Source organism: Edwardsiella tarda ATCC 15947 = NBRC 105688, assembly GCF_003113495.2.
GTDB lineage: Bacteria > Pseudomonadota > Gammaproteobacteria > Enterobacterales > Enterobacteriaceae > Edwardsiella > Edwardsiella tarda.
Window position 1 is genome coordinate 1,639,893 of sequence record NZ_CP084506.1, and the last position, 18,970, is coordinate 1,658,862.

The 18,970-nt window shown below is 48.5% G+C and carries 13 protein-coding genes and 2 pseudogenes; 6 read left to right on the top strand and 9 right to left on the bottom strand.

Annotated features, from left to right (window positions below):
- The first annotated feature begins 179 nt into the window (after nt 1-179).
- The 3 genes from DCL27_RS07630 (at nt 180) to DCL27_RS07640 (ending at nt 5,091) form a co-directional block, all read left to right on the top strand.
- The gene (locus DCL27_RS07630; RefSeq protein ID WP_035600378.1) at nt 180-1,232 is read left to right on the top strand and encodes a 4-oxalomesaconate tautomerase; all 1,053 of its coding nucleotides are present in this window, start codon (nt 180-182) and stop codon (nt 1,230-1,232) included.
- 78 nt (nt 1,233-1,310) lie between these two features.
- On the top strand, nt 1,311-2,744 hold the full coding sequence (locus DCL27_RS07635; RefSeq protein ID WP_005294187.1) for an anion permease: 1,434 nt from the start codon (nt 1,311-1,313) through the stop codon (nt 2,742-2,744).
- 85 nt (nt 2,745-2,829) lie between these two features.
- Complete coding sequence (locus DCL27_RS07640) at nt 2,830-5,091, top strand: hydratase (RefSeq protein WP_035600380.1); 2,262 nt, start codon at nt 2,830-2,832, stop codon at nt 5,089-5,091.
- Nucleotides 5,092-5,566: 475 nt separating this feature from the next.
- On the opposite strand, the gene DCL27_RS07645 is transcribed toward DCL27_RS07640, so the two are convergent.
- Together DCL27_RS07645 and DCL27_RS07650 are read right to left on the bottom strand one after the other, a co-directional pair.
- On the bottom strand, nt 5,567-5,704 hold the full coding sequence (locus DCL27_RS07645) for a hypothetical protein (RefSeq protein ID WP_158409446.1): 138 nt from the start codon (nt 5,702-5,704) through the stop codon (nt 5,567-5,569).
- A gap of 352 nt (nt 5,705-6,056) precedes the next feature.
- Nucleotides 6,057-6,983 (bottom strand): annotated as a pseudogene (locus DCL27_RS07650) (IS5 family transposase).
- A gap of 237 nt (nt 6,984-7,220) precedes the next feature.
- Between DCL27_RS07650 and DCL27_RS07655 the strand changes: the two are divergent.
- Nucleotides 7,221-7,502, top strand: a complete 282-nt coding sequence (locus DCL27_RS07655; protein WP_005286518.1) for a hypothetical protein — start codon at nt 7,221-7,223, stop codon at nt 7,500-7,502.
- A 183-nt stretch (nt 7,503-7,685) separates the two neighbouring features.
- On the opposite strand, the gene DCL27_RS07660 is transcribed toward DCL27_RS07655, so the two are convergent.
- The 4 genes from DCL27_RS07660 to metC all read right to left on the bottom strand — a co-directional run bounded on the left by DCL27_RS07660 (nt 7,686) and on the right by metC (nt 12,834).
- Entirely contained in the window at nt 7,686-8,042 is a 357-nt protein-coding gene (locus DCL27_RS07660) for an ASCH domain-containing protein (protein ID WP_035600564.1), read from the bottom strand.
- Nucleotides 8,043-8,483: 441 nt separating this feature from the next.
- Nucleotides 8,484-9,896: a class II fumarate hydratase gene (gene fumC, locus DCL27_RS07665; RefSeq protein ID WP_047059785.1), complete on the bottom strand. Its 1,413-nt coding sequence runs from the start codon at nt 9,894-9,896 to the stop codon at nt 8,484-8,486.
- A gap of 367 nt (nt 9,897-10,263) precedes the next feature.
- A complete protein-coding gene (dcuC, locus tag DCL27_RS07670) occupies nt 10,264-11,628 on the bottom strand; it encodes a C4-dicarboxylate transporter DcuC (RefSeq protein ID WP_035598540.1) in 1,365 nt (454 codons plus the stop codon).
- A gap of 36 nt (nt 11,629-11,664) precedes the next feature.
- Nucleotides 11,665-12,834: a cystathionine beta-lyase gene (gene metC, locus DCL27_RS07675; RefSeq protein ID WP_035598543.1), complete on the bottom strand. Its 1,170-nt coding sequence runs from the start codon at nt 12,832-12,834 to the stop codon at nt 11,665-11,667.
- A 504-nt stretch (nt 12,835-13,338) separates the two neighbouring features.
- On the opposite strand from metC, the gene purB reads away from it, so the two are divergent.
- Complete coding sequence (gene purB, locus DCL27_RS07680) at nt 13,339-14,703, top strand: adenylosuccinate lyase (RefSeq protein ID WP_035598545.1); 1,365 nt, start codon at nt 13,339-13,341, stop codon at nt 14,701-14,703.
- A gap of 109 nt (nt 14,704-14,812) precedes the next feature.
- Entirely contained in the window at nt 14,813-16,198 is a 1,386-nt protein-coding gene (locus DCL27_RS07685) for an MmgE/PrpD family protein (protein ID WP_223931128.1), read from the top strand.
- Nucleotides 16,199-16,268: 70 nt separating this feature from the next.
- Here the strand turns inward: DCL27_RS07685 and DCL27_RS07690 are convergent, their stop codons facing one another.
- The 3 genes and pseudogenes from DCL27_RS07690 to DCL27_RS17775 form a co-directional block, all read right to left on the bottom strand.
- On the bottom strand, nt 16,269-17,150 hold the full coding sequence (locus DCL27_RS07690) for a dihydrodipicolinate synthase family protein (RefSeq protein WP_169315082.1): 882 nt from the start codon (nt 17,148-17,150) through the stop codon (nt 16,269-16,271).
- Nucleotides 17,147-18,067 carry a LysR family transcriptional regulator gene (locus DCL27_RS07695; protein WP_035598551.1) on the bottom strand — a complete coding sequence of 307 codons (921 nt, stop codon included), beginning with the start codon at nt 18,065-18,067 and terminating at the stop codon, nt 17,147-17,149. The genes DCL27_RS07690 and DCL27_RS07695 overlap by 4 nt, the downstream gene beginning before the upstream one ends.
- Nucleotides 18,068-18,356: 289 nt before the next feature.
- Nucleotides 18,357-18,632 (bottom strand): annotated as a pseudogene (locus DCL27_RS17775) (hypothetical protein); the annotation flags it as partial.
- Nucleotides 18,633-18,970 lie beyond the last annotated feature (338 nt).

The window sequence follows — 18,970 nt, forward strand, 5'->3', positions numbered from 1 at the left end:
CAAGAAACTAAAGTGCCTGGCTTTGCCATAGCCCATATCACGGGGTTTGAGTAGTGTGGTGGAATACAGAGAGAGTAAATTAATAAAAAAAACTTATCAATCGCCGAGCTAAAGTCATTAGCTCTGCTTTTCTCTTGATGCAACCATAGCGTGAGTCATCCTAAGTAGAGGGCGTGGTTATGAAAAGAATACCTTGCGTTATGATGCGAGGAGGAACGTCACGGGGGGCATTCCTGTTAGCGGAGCATCTGCCGACAGATCCCATACGGCGAGATAACATACTAATAACAATAATGGGGTCTGGTAACGAACTGGAGATAGATGGTATTGGTGGCGGTAATCCACTTACTAGCAAAGTCGCTATTATTAGTCGTTCCGATGACCCTTGTGCGGATGTCGATTATCTCTTTGCCCAGGTATTAGTCCATGAGCGGCGCGTTGATACCACCCCAAATTGCGGAAATATGCTCTCTGCCGTGGGTGCCTTTGCGATTGAACAGAATTTGATTAAGGCTACACAGCCACTCACCCGTGTACGTATTCGCAATGTCAATACGGGCACTTATATTGAGGCCGATGTACAGACGCCCGATGGTGTTGTGCAGTATGACGGTAACGCAAGAATCGATGGCGTGCCGGGTACTGCGGCGCCAGTGGCGTTAACCTTTCTGAATGCCGCGGGAGCAAAAACCGGGAAGCTCTTTCCGACGGATAAACCGATCGACTATTTCGATGGTGTACCAGTAACCTGTATTGATATGGCAATGCCACTGGTCATTATTAAGGCCGCATGTCTGGATAAAACGGGTTATGAATCACCAGCCGAGTTGGATGCCGATAAAGAGTTATTAGCGCGAATCGAATCTATTCGTCTACAAGCGGGTAAGGCCATGGGCTTAGGGGATGTCAGTAATAAGGTGATACCGAAACCTGTGCTGATATCACCGGCACAACGAGGTGGTGCGATTAATGTGCGTTATTTTATGCCGCATGCCTGTCATCGTGCATTAGCGATTACCGGGGCTATTGCCATCTCGACGAGTTGTGTGTTGGGGGAAACGGTGACGCGTCAAGTATCTTCTGCGGTGACTTATGGAAATATTAATATTGAGCATCCCAGCGGCTCACTCGATGTTTATTTGAGTAACTCAGGGCAGGAAATTTCAACATTACGCGCTTCAGTGATTCGCACTGCGCGGAAAATTTTTTCCGGAGAGGTTTATCTTCCCTGATGAGTGATGCGCTTTGGTTGTGATAAGGAGAGCAAAGCAAGGACTGTTAAATCCACAATGCATAAATAAGGATTCACCATGAATAAGAAATCTTTATGGAAGCTAATTTTAATGTTAGCGGTTCCATGTGTTATTGGGATAATTCCCGCCCCGGCAGGATTAAGCACGCTGGCTTGGGTACTGTTTGGTATTTATCTGGCGGCGATTGTCGGATTGGTGCTTAAACCATTCCCGGAACCCGTTGTATTATTAGTGGCACTGGCTGCATCGATGGTGGTAGTAGGAAATTTATCCGCAGGAGCATTTAAAACGACTGCGGTATTGAGTGGCTATACCTCCGGGACTACCTGGTTAGTCTTTTCCGCATTTACCTTAAGTGCGGCTTTTGTTACCACCGGATTAGGTAAACGAATTGCCTACCATCTGATTGGTAAAATCGGTCATACCACACTGGGGTTGGGGTACGTTACCGTCTTCCTCGATTTAGTCCTCGCACCGGCGACACCGTCTAATACCGCCCGTGCCGGTGGTATTGTATTACCGATCATTAATAGTGTGGCGGTAGCCTTGGGCTCCGATCCGGAGAAAAGCCCACGTCGTATTGGCCACTATTTGATGATGTCGATCTATATGGTCACCAAAACCACCAGTTATATGTTTTTTACGGCGATGGCGGGAAATATTCTGGCGCTGAAAATGATTAATGACATTTTGCATCTGCAAATTAGTTGGGGGGGGTGGGCATTGGCTGCCTGTTTACCCGGTCTACTGATGCTGTTGTTGGTGCCGTTGATTATTTATATCTTATATCCACCTGAAATCAAAAAAGTGGATAACAAAGCGATTGCTAAGGCTGGTCTGGCGGAGCTAGGCGCGATAAAGTGCCGCGAAAAAATGTTGCTTGGGGTATTTATCCTAGCATTGTTAGGTTGGATCTTCAGTAAGAGCCTCGGTGTCGATCAATCTACCGTCGCCCTGGTGGTTATGGCGGCCATGCTGTTGTTAGGGATCGTTACCTGGGATGATGTGGTGAAAAACAAGGGGGGATGGAACACATTAATTTGGTACGGCGGCATTATTGGCTTAAGTTCGATGCTCTCCAAGGTTCACTTCTTCGATTGGTTGGCTGAACTCTTTAAAAATAACCTGGCTTTTGGCGATCATGGTAATGTTGCATTTTTTATCATTATCTTTATGAGTATTATTGTTCGCTATTTCTTTGCTTCGGGTAGTGCTTATATTGTTGCAATGCTACCCGTCTTTGCCATGTTGGCGGATGTCTCTGGGGCGCCACTCATGTTAACAGCATTGGCTTTACTCTTCTCCAACTCCTATGGTGGCATGGTGACTCACTACGGTGGTGCAGCGGGCCCCATTATTTTTGGTGTGGGTTATAACGATATTAAGTCATGGTGGTCAGTCGGTGCCGTGCTGACATTGTTAACCTTCTTGGTACATATGACTCTCGGGGTCTGGTGGTGGAATCTGTTGATCGGCTGGAATATGCTGTAATTATTCACGAACGGTTAATCTCTTATCTGAATATATATTTGTATAGATCTGTGTGCTATTGGCACATGGATGGTTGGAGTCGCTGATGATCACGTTATCTGAAAATGGTGTATATCTCGTTAATAATGAAGAGCTGATAACTGAGGAGTGCTATGTCAATGAGAAGGATAAAGATCGTGCTAAGCAAGGAACGATAGCATGGTCTATCCTATCTGCTCATAACACCTCGGGCAATATGGCTAAACTTAGAATAAAATTTGATGCCTTAGCCTCTCATGATATTACTTTTGTTGGTATCATTCAGACTGCCAAGGCCTCGGGTATGGAGCGTTTCCCGTTACCTTATGTATTAACAAATTGCCATAATTCACTCTGTGCTGTTGGGGGGACGATTAATGGTGATGATCATCTCTTTGGCCTATCGGCGGCACAGCGTTATGGGGGAATTTTCGTCCCGCCTCATATTGCAGTGATCCATCAATATATGCGTGAAATGATGGCCGGTGGCGGGAAGATGATCCTAGGATCAGACAGTCATACCCGCTATGGTGCCTTGGGAACCATGGCTGTCGGTGAAGGCGGCGGTGAATTGGTAAAACAACTGCTTAGTGATACCTGGGATATTGACTATCCCGACGTCGTCGCTGTCTACCTGACGGGTAAACCTGCTCCCGGGATAGGGCCACAGGATGTGGCGTTGGCGATTATTGCTGCAGTATTTAAAAATGGCTACGTTAAGAATAAGGTCATGGAATTTGTCGGCCCGGGGATTAGTTCATTATCGATGGATTTCCGTAATAGTGTCGATGTGATGACAACCGAAACAACCTGTTTAAGTTCAGTCTGGCAAACGGATGAGACGGTTGAGCGCTGGCTACGATTGCATGGTCGTGAGCAGGATTATCGCCCATTGCATCCACAGCCATTAGCTTATTACGATGGCTGTATCCACGTTGATTTAAGTGCAATTAAACCGATGATTGCCTTGCCATTTCATCCAAGCAATGTCTACGAGATTGATACACTCAATCAAAATCTGTGTGATATTTTGCGTGAGGTCGAAATTGAGTCTGAGCGTATCGCCCAAGGTAAAGCGAAACTCTCGCTTGTCGATAAGGTGGAAAAAGGACGTCTAAGAATTCAACAGGGGATTATCGCCGGCTGTTCCGGCGGTAGCTACGAAAACATTATTGCGGCCGCGAATGCCCTACGTGGACACGCTTGTGGTAATGATGCATTCTCTCTGGCGGTTTATCCCTCTTCGCAACCGGTACTACTCGATTTAGCGAAAAAGGGTATAGTCGCTGACCTGATTAGTGCTGGGGCAATTATTAGAACGGCATTTTGTGGACCCTGCTTCGGAGCGGGGGATACGCCGATTAACAACGGTTTGAGTATTCGCCATACGACGCGTAATTTTCCAAATCGCGAAGGTTCTAAGCCGGGTAACGGACAGATGTCGGCGGTTGCGCTGATGGATGCTCGCTCCATTGCCGCGACCGCTGCGAATGGTGGATACCTAACCGCAGCGAGCGAACTGGCGTGTTGGGATAACGTGCCGGATTATGTCTTTGATCAAACGCCGTATAAAAATCGTGTGTATCAGGGGTTCGTTAAAGGTGTCACACCGCAAGCGCTGATTTATGGTCCTAATATTAAAGATTGGCCAGAGTTAGGCGCGCTAACCGAGAATATCGTTCTGCAGGTGTGTGCGAAAATTCTCGACGAGGTGACCACCACGGATGAATTAATCCCGTCTGGTGAAACCTCCTCCTATCGCTCGAATCCATTGGGACTGGCGGAGTTTACCCTGTCTCGTCGTGATCCGGGCTATGTGGCGCGTAGCAAGGCGAGTGCCATGCTGGAGGCACAAAGGCAGGCGGGTAACGTTAGTGAACTGAGCATACTCTTTGAGCGTATTCGGCAAATTGCCGGGCAAGAGCATGTCGATCCGTTGCAGACCGAGGTTGGTAGTGTGATCTACGCCATTAAGCCTGGAGATGGCTCCGCGCGTGAGCAAGCGGCTAGCTGCCAACGAGTGATTGGGGGCTTGGCAAATATTGCCCAGGAGTATGCTACTAAACGCTATCGCTCCAATATGATCAATTGGGGAATGTTACCATTACTGATGGCTGACGCACCGACCTTTGAGGTTGGGGATTATATCTATATCCCGGGAATTAAAACGGCACTGGACAATCAAGACTCAGAAATTACTGCTTATGTTATTCATCAAACAGCAGTGATAACAGAAATCGCTCTCTATCTGGAGAGTCTGACCGCAGAGGAGCGTGAAATCATCAAGGCGGGGAGTCTGATTAATTTCAACAAGCAGCGCCATATGTGACATTAATGCTTTGTTTTTTTGCTTTCTGAATCGTGTTTCCCTCTGTCTCCCCCGCTCATGCCGGGGAGACGGGGTTAGCTGTGCCAAGTGGCTAAGTGCCGTTTGCTGAATACCCCGTTAGTCTTATTGCGTATCTGAGAGCCTCCCATTAGGCTATTTTATTTTCTATTTTGATTCTGGGCAGGGTTCACAAAAAACTTAACAAAGTTTTGAACGCCCTTCAGGGCGGCCCGAAGGGTGAGCGAAGCGAATAATCCTCACGTACTGTACGTACGATTTTAATCTTGAATTCAACGGGGTAATTCGGTTTTTATTACGAATAAAGGAGCGTGATTTGGTGGAGGGGATCCACCATATTTAATGCCCATTATCCTCTCAGGGATGTCAGGCCCTACCGGGCAGTTCTGTATGTGACACTTACGATGACTTTATCCAGTGCGCCGTAAAATCCCACCTTTTAGCGCGGGGGAGAAAGTCAATGGCACTGACCTGCGCTATTTGTGCCATTAGGGCAGACTTGGCTGCTGGCCGGTAGAACGCCCCAGTTGGCGTTAAAGGGGCCGGTACAGGCGGTTAAGGTGAGGGTTACCAGTAAGGAGAACACAATTTTCATATTTTCATCCCGGATGTATGAACGTTAGCCTTTTAATTTATCACCATAAGGTTGTGATGACCGCAGTGAGTATGACAAATCGTGCTGTTGAGATCGTTTTTCACATCGATAAATTTTCATGAAAAACGGCGATAGTGCGATCCTAACTAGGATAACCATCATGACAAAATCGAACTGGGCGGCGATTGGTGTGGCATTCTAGAACGGTGAGCTCTCCTTGCGAGCCATCGGCGCTCAATAGTGCGTATCCGAAGTCGTCATTCGACAAATGGCCCAAAAATATGGCTGGATATGCGGGCTGTATTGAGTAAATCAGCGTTAAGCGGTAAGATGGTTCCCACTGGTGCGCTTGTTATACGATCTGGACGCTGTGCGGCATACCTGGCAACGTCATGCGGTTCAACGCGTTGACCATTGCCATCGCTTCTCCCACCTGCGCGTCATCGTCACGCAGGCTCAGATGACCACCTAGCAAGGTTTTGATGTGGAGCATCGTAGCCGTTTCGTCTATCGAACACTGCTAATAACTCACTTTCTTTTTCCAGATGCCATTGCTACCGTTCAGATATGGATCCGCCACCGCGTGGTGACACATGGTATGTATCAGGCCAGTATCGCGTATCACTCCGTGGTGGGATAAATAGCCTGATCTTTTCCCGCTGTAATGCATGATGAACGTCCCGCGTACCATGAATGCCTTTTGCTGAGGCCTCTCTGATTTTTCGGTGGGCCAGGCTAAGTCATCTCGGCAGTGCCTGTGCATGTCGTATCATGGAGCGGTAAATTGCACAGATAATCTCATGCGTCACACTGTCTATTGCCAGGTGAAGCTTGTGCCACACCCAGTGTTTGTCAGCCCATGTTGTCGGACCCGTCATTCGTTTTCGCCCAAGACCTTCAGACTTCTGGAGTCTATCACTCAATGAGCGATTTCACCCCAACAGGACGTTTTAAAGCTGACGTTAACCGGCGTGGCACGCTTACTGATGCCGCGGTAGCCCGGGTAGCGCAGCGGTGGAGCCATTAGCTTAAAAATGGACTCAACGAAGCCTTGCGAAGCCCGGCGCGAAAGATTGAACAGGCGTTTCATCATCAACCGCATGCTGACGGCCATGTCGGTGTAATGAGGCGGTCGACCACGACCTTCAGCGTCAGGCTGTACAGGCTCAGACCATGCAGCAATGGCAGACCCATCAAACCAGATCGTCAGCAAACCGCGTTGCCTGAGCGCCTTGAGGTAGACTGACCCGTTGGTCATTTTAAACGTTAACTTTGCCATGGGCTGCCGATGCTGAAACGACAATAGCGATCAGATCCGCCAGTCACCTAAACGTTCGATTTATTCAACAAGACCGCTTTAATGAAGAAGGCACAGTATGCAGGCATGACGAGGCGATCCGAGCGGTGATAAAAACGGCGCTCGATCACATGGTGCCTAGGGGATGTGCGCCCGGTCGCGTTATTGCGTTAAATAGCGGTGCTACCTTACTAAACTAAATTCGTTAGGAGTTTCTTTATGAGCCATACGTACTACGCCGACCGTTGGCAGCATTATCAAGCCCGCGCCGAACTCGCTTATACTCTCGACTGTTTTGGCGACTATCTGGCCAGGATGCACGGCTATCCATCGGCAGTCGCGGGCTTTGAGGCGATCTACTTGTACTTGTGCAATAAGTATCATTGGTCGATTGCGCAGAGTCGGGTGATGTCTCATGAGGATATTCGTTTAGCGCTGGCCCTGGAGATGGAGGGCTGGTCGCTGCCGCCCGAGGCACGGGTAGAGGCGATACAGGGATAGAGGGGTAGGTCGTTGATATATTGCAAAGGCAAGATGGCGCGTGGCTGGATATTATCACGCGCATATTGTTACGCTTGTCATTATTAATGATGTTGACTCGTTTATTATGCTGGTCTGTCCTGTGCCAGGAGTGGACATTGTCATGAATGACTATGGATAAGATGTCAGCCCGCTTATCTCACCTTACAGCAGTTCAACCAGTTCAAATTCTTCTGCGATCAACTCCATCTCTTCAGAAAAATGACCTTCGCGGGTGAAAAATCGCTGGTGCTCTTTCCGCCAGTATTCAAGACTTAAATCGCCTTCACCCTCTTTGCGGGCAAACGCCTCAGTCACATCACAAAAACGCATTAGTCGCATTGAAACCAGTCTGATCACGCAGACCGGAACATTCTGGCCATCAAGGATAATGTTATATCCCCCGATCCTCGGGGCAGACTCTTCCCGCTGGTAGGAGAAAAAAGATCCGCAGGAGGCCGTTTTGATTCCCCTTTTGATCAGGTCTGCAAGCTCGCTAGCCAGTTCCGGGCTGTCACCCATTTGTCAGGCATCTACGCCTGGATACTTCATTGTTATTTTATCAATCGCAACCATTAAAAGTTCCTCTTAATTGTCGATGAAGAGAAGTGTTATACAGTTTTTTTTATGGGTTGTCCCAATATTACCCGTGATTATTTTCTTCGAATAATGTAGTTAGCTATTCGTTCTAACTTAGAACTTGGCTAAATCAGAGCATCGGATCCTTTGTAGACTTTGGATAAATTTCTCCGGGATCTGGCTGTTTAACGATATATAGGGGCTGTTTCGGTTATATGCATGTTGCCACTGCTCGATATTTCCCTGCATATCGTCCAGGAAGAGATCATCATGCAGATAGTGCTGCTGAGTGGGGCGCACCCAGTAAAAAACTTAATGCGCCCGCTCCTCAGCAGTGTTCCCCGAGGGATATTTTCTGCCCTGAATAAGTCTACTGGCCATTCACTATGCATTGCCTAGCGTAGGTTTCATGTTGCCAACCATGACCTCCGGGCGTACCCAAGTGTCAAACTCCACCTCGGTCAGGTAGTTGAGTGCCAATGCCGCCGCTTTCAATGTGAGTCCCTCTTTGTGCGCTTTCTTGGCAATTTCCGCGGCCTTGTCATAACCGATATGGGTATTCAACGCCGTAACTAACATTAATGATTCATTGAGCAACTGATCGATCCGCTGATGGTTGGGTTCGATACCGACCGCGCAGTGCCGGTTAAAACTGTCTATACCATCGGCCAGCAACCGTACCGACTGCAAGAAGTTATAGATCACCATCGGGCGGTAGACATTGAGTTCAAAATTCCCTGATGCCCCGCCCATATTGATGGCTAAGTCATTTCCCATGACTTGGCAGCAGAGCATGGTCATCGCCTCGCACTGCGTCGGGTTAACTTTACCCGGCATAATCGAACTGCCAGGCTCGTTCTCCGGTATTACGATCTCACCGATCCCACAACGAGGACCCGAAGCTAGCCAGCGGACATCGTTGGCAATTTTCATTAATGACGCCGCTAGGCCTTTTAACGCGCCGTGTGCATGAACCAGCGCATCACAGGCTGCCAGGGCCTCGAATTTATTTGGGGCGGTGACAAAGGGCTCTGAGGTAAGCGCTGTCAGTTCATCGGCGACGCTGCAGGCATATTCAGGATGGGTATTTAACCCGGTGCCGACAGCAGTTCCCCCCAGTGCCAATTCAGATAGATGCGGTAAGGTGGATTCAATATGTTTTAGGCTATGTTCTAGCGCCGCCACCCAGCCGGAGATCTCCTGTCCTAGCGTCAGTGGCGTGGCATCTTGCAAATGGGTTCGGCCTATCTTCACTATATTGGAAAATGCCTGCGATTTTTTTTCTAAGGTTGCTATCAACTGGTTTAGTTGTGGCGTGAGATGACGATGTAACGCCAGTACGGCGGCGATGTGCATTGCGGTGGGGAAGACATCATTCGAACTTTGGCTTTTATTGACATCGTCGTTGGGGTGAACTTTCCGCATCATACCGCGCTCCCCACCCAGCAGTTCGCTGGCCCTGTTCGCTAATACCTCATTTATATTCATATTACTTTGGGTACCGGAGCCCGTTTGCCAGATAACCAGGGGAAACTCATCGGGATGGCGATCGGCGAGAACCTCATCCGCTGCCTGCATAATTGCCACAGCTTTATCCGTATCCAACAGTCCCAAATCCTGATTAACCTTGGCCGCCGCCTTTTTGGTCAGCGCCAAGGCATGGATCAACACCTGCGGCATTTTCTCGGTAGAAATCTGGAAATACTCCAGAGAGCGTTGAGTTTGCGCCCCCCATAGTCTATCAGATGCTACATCTATAACCCCCATCGAGTCTTTTTCACTGCGGTGATCTACCATAATTAATTCCTTAGTTACATTGTGATAAATAACGGGGCATCGTGGTAATCCAACATTTACTCAAAGTATATTGATAGCAGGGGAGAGCGCTAACTTCTCTCTGTAACTTGCGTTGGTTTTTAGATACCTCTGGCATGATCTTCACGAGGGAGTGAATACGTGCATTGCTATTGCTGGTGTGCTATTTATCTTGGAATTAGGTCACGCTCTGTTTTGCTCTCTATCGTTATATAAAACATGAGGGAGTAGACACTCTAAAAATAGAGTGTCCGCCAGCCTAATGATACTGATGGGAGCTGAGTAGGCCTATTTTACCAAGTGCTGTTCTCTCTATTTTCCACGACGCGATAGATAAGAGGTAATATTATCATAGGTAGATAAAGGTCAATGTCAGGTTGGTTATTGCCGCGGCAGCCATAGGGATCGCCGTGCGTTTAACTACCTGGAATGGCGATACGCCCGCGATGCCAGAGATGGCAACTATTGCTGCTGTAATGGGCGATACCGTTCGACCAAAACTGGTCATAATCTGCATCGGCAAAATGAGGGTCACCACATCGATCTTCAAGAAAGCGGCGATTCTTGGCGTGAGTGCCGCGAATGAGAAAAATGCCGCGTTTCCTGACCCCATCAGGAAAGCTGCCAGCGCCAGGATAAAACTCATGACAACGATCATGGTTCCAATGCCTAGGCCAGCGCTTTGCGCTGTAGTAATCAGTTTATCTACGGCACCTATTTTGAGCAGGCCGTTGGCAAATAACTCGCCGGAAACGATCAGCGATACCACTACCACAAATTGTTTACCCATCCCCTCAAAGAAGAGCATGAAGCTATCAAGTACGGCCTTAGCACTACGTAGGCGAAAATATTCAAAGAACAGTGCGATAATGGTGCTGATAATCATTGCAGTAGTAACGTCTAATTTGATTACATTCTGCATTAATGGGCTGAAGCCTATAATTAGGATCAACGGAATGATCGGCAATATGGCATAATAACGTGGTGGGCAGTCGTTATCCTGGTGATCGATCTTATCAATGTGTGCTGGGTTGAATACAAAGCCCTCACGCTTATCCCACCATTTCTGGATAAAAAAGTGAGTAATTGCCACAACAAAGATGATAGGAAGGGACACGGGTAATTGATATTTTATAAAGTATGTCGCTGTGTCCAGATTAGCCGTTTTAGCTGCCATGATGACGTTACCGGAGCCCGGGCCGTGATCAATAAACTGGCAACAACCGATGACGGCTAGGGCAGAGAGTGGACTGACCCCTGCACGGATCAGGATTGGATACATTGTCACCATTAGCAGCATACCCAATCCTGCATGGCTTGGGATAAAGATCACCAAGATCTGGGTTACCAGGAATGAAATAACTAACAGCATATAAGGTGAGCGTACCGATTTTAGTGGTTTTTCAAAAATTGAGAATAACGCTTTACTCGCCCCCACGTGCTCCATATAGCGGGCAAAACCCGCTATCGCCATCAATGTTAAGCCAAGTCCTGCTAATCTTAGGCTAAGAATGTCAGAAAATATCTTAAAGATATCAAAATACTTTAAGTGAGTGCTTTTCTCTGCGGGTAATATTGTACCTAAGTCAAATACTGCCGTTAGGGTAAGTAATAGTATCCCTCCCAGTAAAAGTACTGGTTGGGGTTTGTATCCTTTAGCCAGTAGATACACCACCAGTGTAGTTACTAGTCCTGCTAAAATAAGTTCCAACATGGTTTCCTCCCATCACCATTGGCAACGGTTTAGTCTTTATTGAAATACCCGGAATGCTTGTGCTAGATCGTTAATAAGGTCATTGACATCTTCTAGCCCAATATGTAGACGAACGAATGGGCCGTGCGTACTCCAGTCGGTGGCGCTGCGGGCTCCGTGCACATTGGCCGGTAATACGAGACTCTCAAAGCCCCCCCAAGACGCGCCGATACCAAACAGCGTTAGGCTATTAATAAAATTATCACTATCCGTCGTGTTGTATTGCGTTTTAAATTCAATGGTCAGTAATCCATTACTTCCCATGCAATCACGTTCCCACAACCCATGGCCAGGATGATCTTCCAGTGCGGGGAACCATACTTTTTTGACTTCACGACGTTGCTGTAGCCATTTGGCAACGAGCAGGGCCGACTGGCCATGAACCTCAAGGCGGGGGGCTAGAGTTCTCGCCCCACGTAAGACTAAAGCGGCATCATCAGGGCTACTGCACTGGCCCAATGCCTCCGGCAGAGAGCCAATCTTTTCCCATGCATCTTGATTGGCAACAATGATTCCCATCATGACATCAGAATGGCCGCACAGGTATTTGGTCGCGGCAATGACGGATACATCGGCACCTAGCTTCAGCGGATTATAGAGATACCCAGATCCCCAGGTATTATCCACTGCAACAGGAATTCCCCGTTGATGGGCAATGTGGCAGATAGCAGGCAGATCAAGAATTTCATACAGCAAGGAGCCCGGTGACTCTACGAATATTAGTTGGGTCTCCGGGCGTAGTAGTGACTCAAAATCACTCCCGTCAGTTTTAAAAAAATCATATTGGATATTATTGGGGGCCAAGAAGGCGTTGGCAATTTTCCGGACCGGTTCATAAATCGAATCTGCAAATAGAACGTGTCCCCCGGAACGGGCATAGCCCATGATGGTCATCGCAATTGCCGCTAGTCCCGTAGGGAATAGCCAAGCACGGTATCCGCCCTCCAATTCGGTGACTAATTGCTCCAGAGCAAATGCATTATCCGTACCACGAGCGCCGTAGCTGAGTAACCGTTCGCTTTCTCTACGTTTGCGGACATCGCGCCAGATTTCTAATGAATCGAAAAGAATGGTACTTGCGCGCATTACCGGTGGGTTTACCGGTGTCATGCCCTGATATGTCTTTCGACCACTATGAATTAGTTGTGTTTTACGGTTTCGCGTCATTTTGTCCATGCCTTATAATAAATACATTAATGAAATGATGCATATACACCTATAGAAAGGTGTATGCGCAAAATACTAAACTACTTTTAGTTGGAGACGTGGCATTAGCCGGTTTTATTTGCCTTAATTACGCTAACATAGTCCGAATTGGCTTGAAAATCATTCATCACTAAAAATAGATCCAGTTCTCATCTTGAAATGTTAATTATTCTAAAGGTAACCAAAGTTAAATTAATGAGTTTCAAATATCTTATAAAAAATAGAGGGTTGAAGAAGAGTTGGATAAATAACAGGTATGGGTATGTGCATTTTCATGTTTTAGATAAAAAATATTTAAGAGTCATCAAGGATTATTAATCCTATGTCCGTATCAACAGGGTACGTTTTATTTTAGTATTGGTTGGCAGGTTGTTTGCTCTAGGAAATATTTACATTAGCGTAAGCCTGACCAATGTAATTATATTCCTCTGCTTGGTGGATTCTACTATCAGGAGATTAAATACGATGTCTACCGGTGTTTTTGACTCAGCTTTGCTAAAAAATCTATGGTCTACTGAAGAAATGCGTGAAATCTTCTCTGACAATACTCGGATACAGATGTGGCTGGATTACGAGGCCGCGCTGGCTATTGAGCAGGCTGAGCTAGGCATTATTCCCAGCGAAGCCGCTGATGAGATAGTGGCATGTGCCAACGTAGAATGTTTGGATATGGATTACATTCTGGAACAGGTCAGACTGACCAAACACCCGCTGGTTCCGACTATCCGCGGCCTAGAGCATGCCTGTGCTAAGGGATTTGGTGAGTATGTACATTTCGGTCCGACGACTCAAGATGTGATGGATACCGGGATGATGCTGCAATTTAAAATGGCCCATAACGTTTTTTTACGTGAGCTGAAATCCATTGGCCGTGCATTGCTAACCCTATCGGAAACTCACCGTAATACGCCGATGGCGGGCCGTACTCTGGCCCTGCAGGCCATTCCGATTACCTTTGGCCACAAGAGCGCTATCTGGCTCGCTGAGATTACCCGCCATTACGAGCGTCTGGTACAGCTGGAGTCGCGTTTCTTTGTTGGAAGTGTGGTTGGCGCGGTGGGGACCAAAGCCTCATTTGGAGAGCAGGCCGATGAGTTGGAGCGGCGCGTTCTGTCACGTTTGGGGCTGAATGTGCCGGAGATCTCTTGGCAGCCGGCCCGTGACCGCTTCTGTGAATATGGCATGGTTCTCGGGATGATCGGTGCGACGCTGGGGAAAATTGCTAATGAAATTCTCTTGCTGGCCCATAATGAGCTGGATGAAGTGGCCGAGCCGTTTGCTAAGGGGCAGATCGGCTCCTCTACAATGCCCCATAAACGTAACCCCGCGACGACCGAGAATGCGGCCTGTGTTAGCAATACACTGAAAGGTAACGTTTCCCTACTTCTCGACCTAATGAAACACCAGCATGAGCGTGATGGCGCCATCTGGAAAATGGAGTGGAAGGTTCTGCCTGAGATTTGCCTGATGTTGTCCATCATCTTGGATAACATGAAATTTACCTTGTCAGGCCTGGTAGTAAATAAAAATAAGATGCGCAGTAATCTCGATCTCCTCGGTGGCTTCATGCTGGCAGAGCGGGTCATGTTTATTCTCTCCGAGAAGGCTGGCAAGCAGACTGCCCATGAGTTGATCTATGAGGCCGCAATGCAGGGGCTGGAAGGGGGGACTACCTTTGCCCACGCCCTGACCGAAAACCCACGAATCATGGCGATACTCAGTCAGTCTGAGCTGAATGCAGCCTTAGATCCCACCACTTATATTGGTAGCGCACCAGAGCAGGTGGATCAGGTTATCGCACAAGTCAACGCGAAGGGATGGTTGAATTAGTCACGGGGGATTGCGGGGGAGGCCTCCCGCATTACTCCAGGGGCGTTATCCCTGCATTGATAATTCTCAGATGACTATTCTGGAAAATATATCCTGATTTGGAATGAATATGATGACCTTAAGCGAACAGATCAGTGAATTTATTACTCGATTTGATCTAGATACTATTCCGGAAGCTGTGATTGTACGGGCGCGTCTCCATTTGTTGGATACGCTGGGGGTTGCCATCGCCGGAACACGTCAGGCGGCCGCGGTTAATGCTCGCTGTGTACTGAGTACCCTGGCGAAGGCCCCAAGCCACTGCCATGTTTGGGCAAGCACGATTACGCTCTCACCGGAGTATGCTGTACTGGCTAATGGCATCGCGGCTCATGTGCTGGATTTTGATGATACCCATACCGACTCGATCACCCATGGCAGCGCCATATTGGTCCCACTGGTGATGGCTCTGAGCGAAGATATGAATCTCAGTGGTAAAGAGATGCTGTCAGCCTATATTATCGGTTGGGAAGTGGCGGCTCGCGTTGGCTTGGCCTCGCAGGGAAGTTTCCATAAGCGGGGCTTCCATACGACCCCCGTCGCCGGTATTTTCGGTGCCGCCAGCGCGGCCTCTCGTCTGTTAGGACTCTCGGGCCAAGAGTGTGCCCATGCTATCGGCCTGGCCGGTAGCCAAGCCTCCGGTGTGGCGGAGTACCTGAGCAACAGTTCTTCCTCCAAGTGTTTTCACGCCGGCTGGGCAGCCCACTCAGCTATCTTGGCCGCGCGCCTTGCCCAGGCGGGCATGACGGGTCCGCTGACCATTTTCGAAGGGCGCTTTGGCCTCTTCATGACCCACGGTCTGCATCATAGCTCCGTGCCGGGCCAGATCGGCAGGGGGTTGGGGCAGCGGTGGGAGTTGTTGAATGTTTCAATCAAGCCTTACCCCTGCTGTCACTTCGCTCATGCCAGCGTCGATTGCGTCCGCATGTTACGCCATGATGGCATTGCTCCCGAAGACATCGTTGAGATCCAGTGTGTCGTGGATCCGGTGGCGGGGGCTCTGATTTGTGAGCCGGCAGAAACTAAAATTACTCCCGGGACCCCTTATGCCGCCAAGTTTAGCCTGCCTTGGTTAGCCGCAACAGGCATGATCGATGACGGACTCAGTCTCCGATCGTTCGACGCGACGGAGCTGGATCGCCCAGAGGTTCTCGCGCTGGCCGAAAAGATCTCGTTCCGTTATTGCGAAGAGGGAGAGATCCCATTCCCGGAATATTTTCCGGGACGCATTATCGTCACGTTAACCGATGGCCGTGAAGTGACTAAGCGCCTCGATATTAACTATGGACATCCGGAAAATCCTATGCTACCTGGCGATGTTGAAAGAAAATTCCGTGATAATGTCAATGGAGTCCTTAAGCCACGGGCAGCGGATCGGATTATTGATTTAGTTAATTCTCTCGACAATAACCCTATTACCGAACTCTCCGAGCAGTTAAGCGATATTATTAATTAAAGTGATGGGGCGCGCTAAGGCTCAAGGCGTAAAGGATTTGGCATCGGAATAACGATGCCAAATGTCATTTTTATTGTATCTCAGCGAGCACTTGATGTAACGCATTAACGGCATCCGCACCAAGTGGTTGCTGCGGTGAAATCGGATCCCCGACGGCAAACCCCTGAATGTTTAATGCCGCCTTGATACAGGCGGCTAGCGCATACTGGGTAAATACCTCATTAATTCGCCATAGCTGTTTTTGCCGTGCCATTGCCTGTTCGATCTGATTAGTCTGAAAAAGATTAAAGAGCTCGACACACTGTTTGGGAATCACACAGGCTGGGCCTGCCATCCAGCCCACGCCCCCTAACTGAAATACCAATAGTGGGATATGTGCCGAGGCGCTAAATATACGTAAGCGTGAACCGAAACGATTAATCATCGTTAGAATACGCCCGGTATTCCCTGAGGCATCCTTAATATATTCAATATTATTTACATAACTAAGCTCATCCAGAACCTCCAATGGGATGTCAGCACCGAGCAGACCGGGGTTGGTATACAGCGTCATTGAGGTTTCACTAAATTTTTCCGCTACATCGGTAAAAAAGTGCATTTGTCCAGCAGGGGAGACTGGAAACATCTTCTGCATGATTAAGACAATGCCATCAACGCCCAGGCGGCTATAGCGCTCTGTCTGTCTCAGGGCCTCATGGGTGGAGAACCCTGCCACACCCGCAATCACAGGGACTCTTCCTGCCGCCTGATCAAGCACAATGCGCACGATATCCTCCCGCTGCTCAAGGGATAGATAGGCAAACTCACCCGTGCTACCGAGGGGACTGAGCCCCTGGACGCCACAGCCGATCAGATACTCAACCAACCTGCGCAGGGGGTGCTCCAATACTCTGCCAGTATGATTATCGACCGGTGAGACCAGATAGGGAAAAATACCAGAAAACTGAGTCAGCATAATGTCTCCTTAGAAATCACAGCATTGACATAAGGCCGCTCAGGTGAAAAATTTTCCTGATACAGAGATTCGAATAAAACTTTAGCAGCCTTGGGTGGGTTATTTCTGCGTATATATAAGTTAAATTTAATATTCGGTAGTTTGGGAAGCCCTTCGCTCTCCCCTAAAATACATAAATCATCGCCAAATAACTCAATAGATCGTGCCATTACCCCAAGTCCGGCTGCAACGGCGGCCCTAGCACCAGATAAGGTGGTCGCGGTATAAGCAATCCGCCAGGTAATACCAAAGCGCTCCAGGTGGTTGATAGCCATGTTACGGTAGGTACTGGGTTCATCCAGCGAGACCAGCGGTAGTGGTGTGTCGGCGTCAAACTTGTAATTGAGGCCACAGAACCATAGCGAAGGTGAAGAACGCAAAATAAACCCTGAATAATCAGTACATTCTGCCGTAGAGATTGCCATATCGATCTCATCGTTTTTGAGCATTTCCATCAGGAAAGGACTACGTTTAACCACGATTTCGATGATTAGTCGCGGATAAGCTTTCGAAAAGCGTGCCAGTAACTCCGGCAGGATTGTGTTGGCCGTATCATCCGGTGAACCGATACGCAGCACGCCATCAACATCGTCGTACATTAATGAAAGGCATGCTTCGTCGTTTAGGTTTAGGATACGGCGGGCATAGCCCAGCATTTTCACGCCATGCTCGGTCAATGATTTGCCTCGACCGCTGCGGACAAAGAGTTCTTTACCGATTAGGGACTCCAGGCGCTGCATTTGTTGACTGATAGCAGATTGCGTACGATGTACTGATTCGGCAGCAGCGGCAAAGCTATTCCCCTCAACGACTGCAATGAAAGTACGTAACAGATCCAATTCTAAATTGGGTATAGGACGTTGTATTTGTATCATAGTTTGACCTTTCATCTTTTCACACTATCCGTGCTAAGCTAAATCAACAATCCGTTTTTTTTGCAGGCTTTGAAGAAATTTTTCCGGCGTCGGGTCAGTTAACGATGGATGGGGGTAGTGTTAGTTATATGCCGGTCGGCATTGCTCAAATTTTTTCTGTGTATCATTTGTATCGGTTGCCGTTAATGCTTGCAGACGACATCCGGTGAACAGATTATCAGCAATGCCGCTCCTGCTCCAGCACAGATATATTGCCAGCGCCTTGGGGGTATGTTGTTGTAGCGTGCTGTTATATGACGTGCAGATGAGCATGAATGGGGTAAATGCGGTAATGAATACGGGTTGCGCTATTTCGCTTATTTGTCAGATAGGAGGGGACCCCATTCCCATACCGAAAGCCGTCCTCTGCCTGCCCCAGCGTCCGATCTCCTGCGGGCCGCGCATAAACCCGTCTCCCCCCAAATTCATGCTCCGCTGGTGCTAATGGGTGACCCAACGCGATTGCGCTACCGTTAGCGTTGACCTTCTGCGGATCAACGCTCAGTGTTTTACCGACGGCCAAGAATCGTGCGGAGAAGAGAAGGCTTCAAGCGGAGCGATATCGGAAAGCGGTGACCTATTGCTTTGCAATACCTTTTTCTTGGCCAGCATGGGGCTCATTCCCATGAATGCAGGCGTGAGTCGGTGTTGGCATAGTGTCTAATCCGCGCCAGCGGTTTTAATCCTACCGCTAGCGGCAGTCTCTTCCATCACCGCTGACGCCGTCGCGCTATCGTAGATTCCCGCGGCATTCCCTGTGGTGATGGTTCCTGTTTTATCAAAAGCCGGCGGAGTGCGATGAGCCCTTCTGCGGAGGTGTCTGCCTTGGGGGATTCGTCACGCGCGACGATACTGGTTTTTTCG

Coding starts and splice junctions, on each gene's coding strand:
- DCL27_RS07630 (WP_035600378.1), top strand. CDS start 180: ATGAAAAGAATACCTTGCGTTATGATGCGAGGAGGAACGTCACGGGGG.
- DCL27_RS07635 (WP_005294187.1), top strand. CDS start 1,311: ATGAATAAGAAATCTTTATGGAAGCTAATTTTAATGTTAGCGGTTCCA.
- DCL27_RS07640 (WP_035600380.1), top strand. CDS start 2,830: ATGATCACGTTATCTGAAAATGGTGTATATCTCGTTAATAATGAAGAG.
- DCL27_RS07645 (WP_158409446.1), bottom strand. CDS start 5,704: ATGAAAATTGTGTTCTCCTTACTGGTAACCCTCACCTTAACCGCCTGT.
- DCL27_RS07655 (WP_005286518.1), top strand. CDS start 7,221: ATGAGCCATACGTACTACGCCGACCGTTGGCAGCATTATCAAGCCCGC.
- DCL27_RS07660 (WP_035600564.1), bottom strand. CDS start 8,042: ATGGGTGACAGCCCGGAACTGGCTAGCGAGCTTGCAGACCTGATCAAA.
- fumC (WP_047059785.1), bottom strand. CDS start 9,896: ATGGTAGATCACCGCAGTGAAAAAGACTCGATGGGGGTTATAGATGTA.
- dcuC (WP_035598540.1), bottom strand. CDS start 11,628: ATGTTGGAACTTATTTTAGCAGGACTAGTAACTACACTGGTGGTGTAT.
- metC (WP_035598543.1), bottom strand. CDS start 12,834: ATGACGCGAAACCGTAAAACACAACTAATTCATAGTGGTCGAAAGACA.
- purB (WP_035598545.1), top strand. CDS start 13,339: ATGTCTACCGGTGTTTTTGACTCAGCTTTGCTAAAAAATCTATGGTCT.
- DCL27_RS07685 (WP_223931128.1), top strand. CDS start 14,813: ATGATGACCTTAAGCGAACAGATCAGTGAATTTATTACTCGATTTGAT.
- DCL27_RS07695 (WP_035598551.1), bottom strand. CDS start 18,067: ATGATACAAATACAACGTCCTATACCCAATTTAGAATTGGATCTGTTA.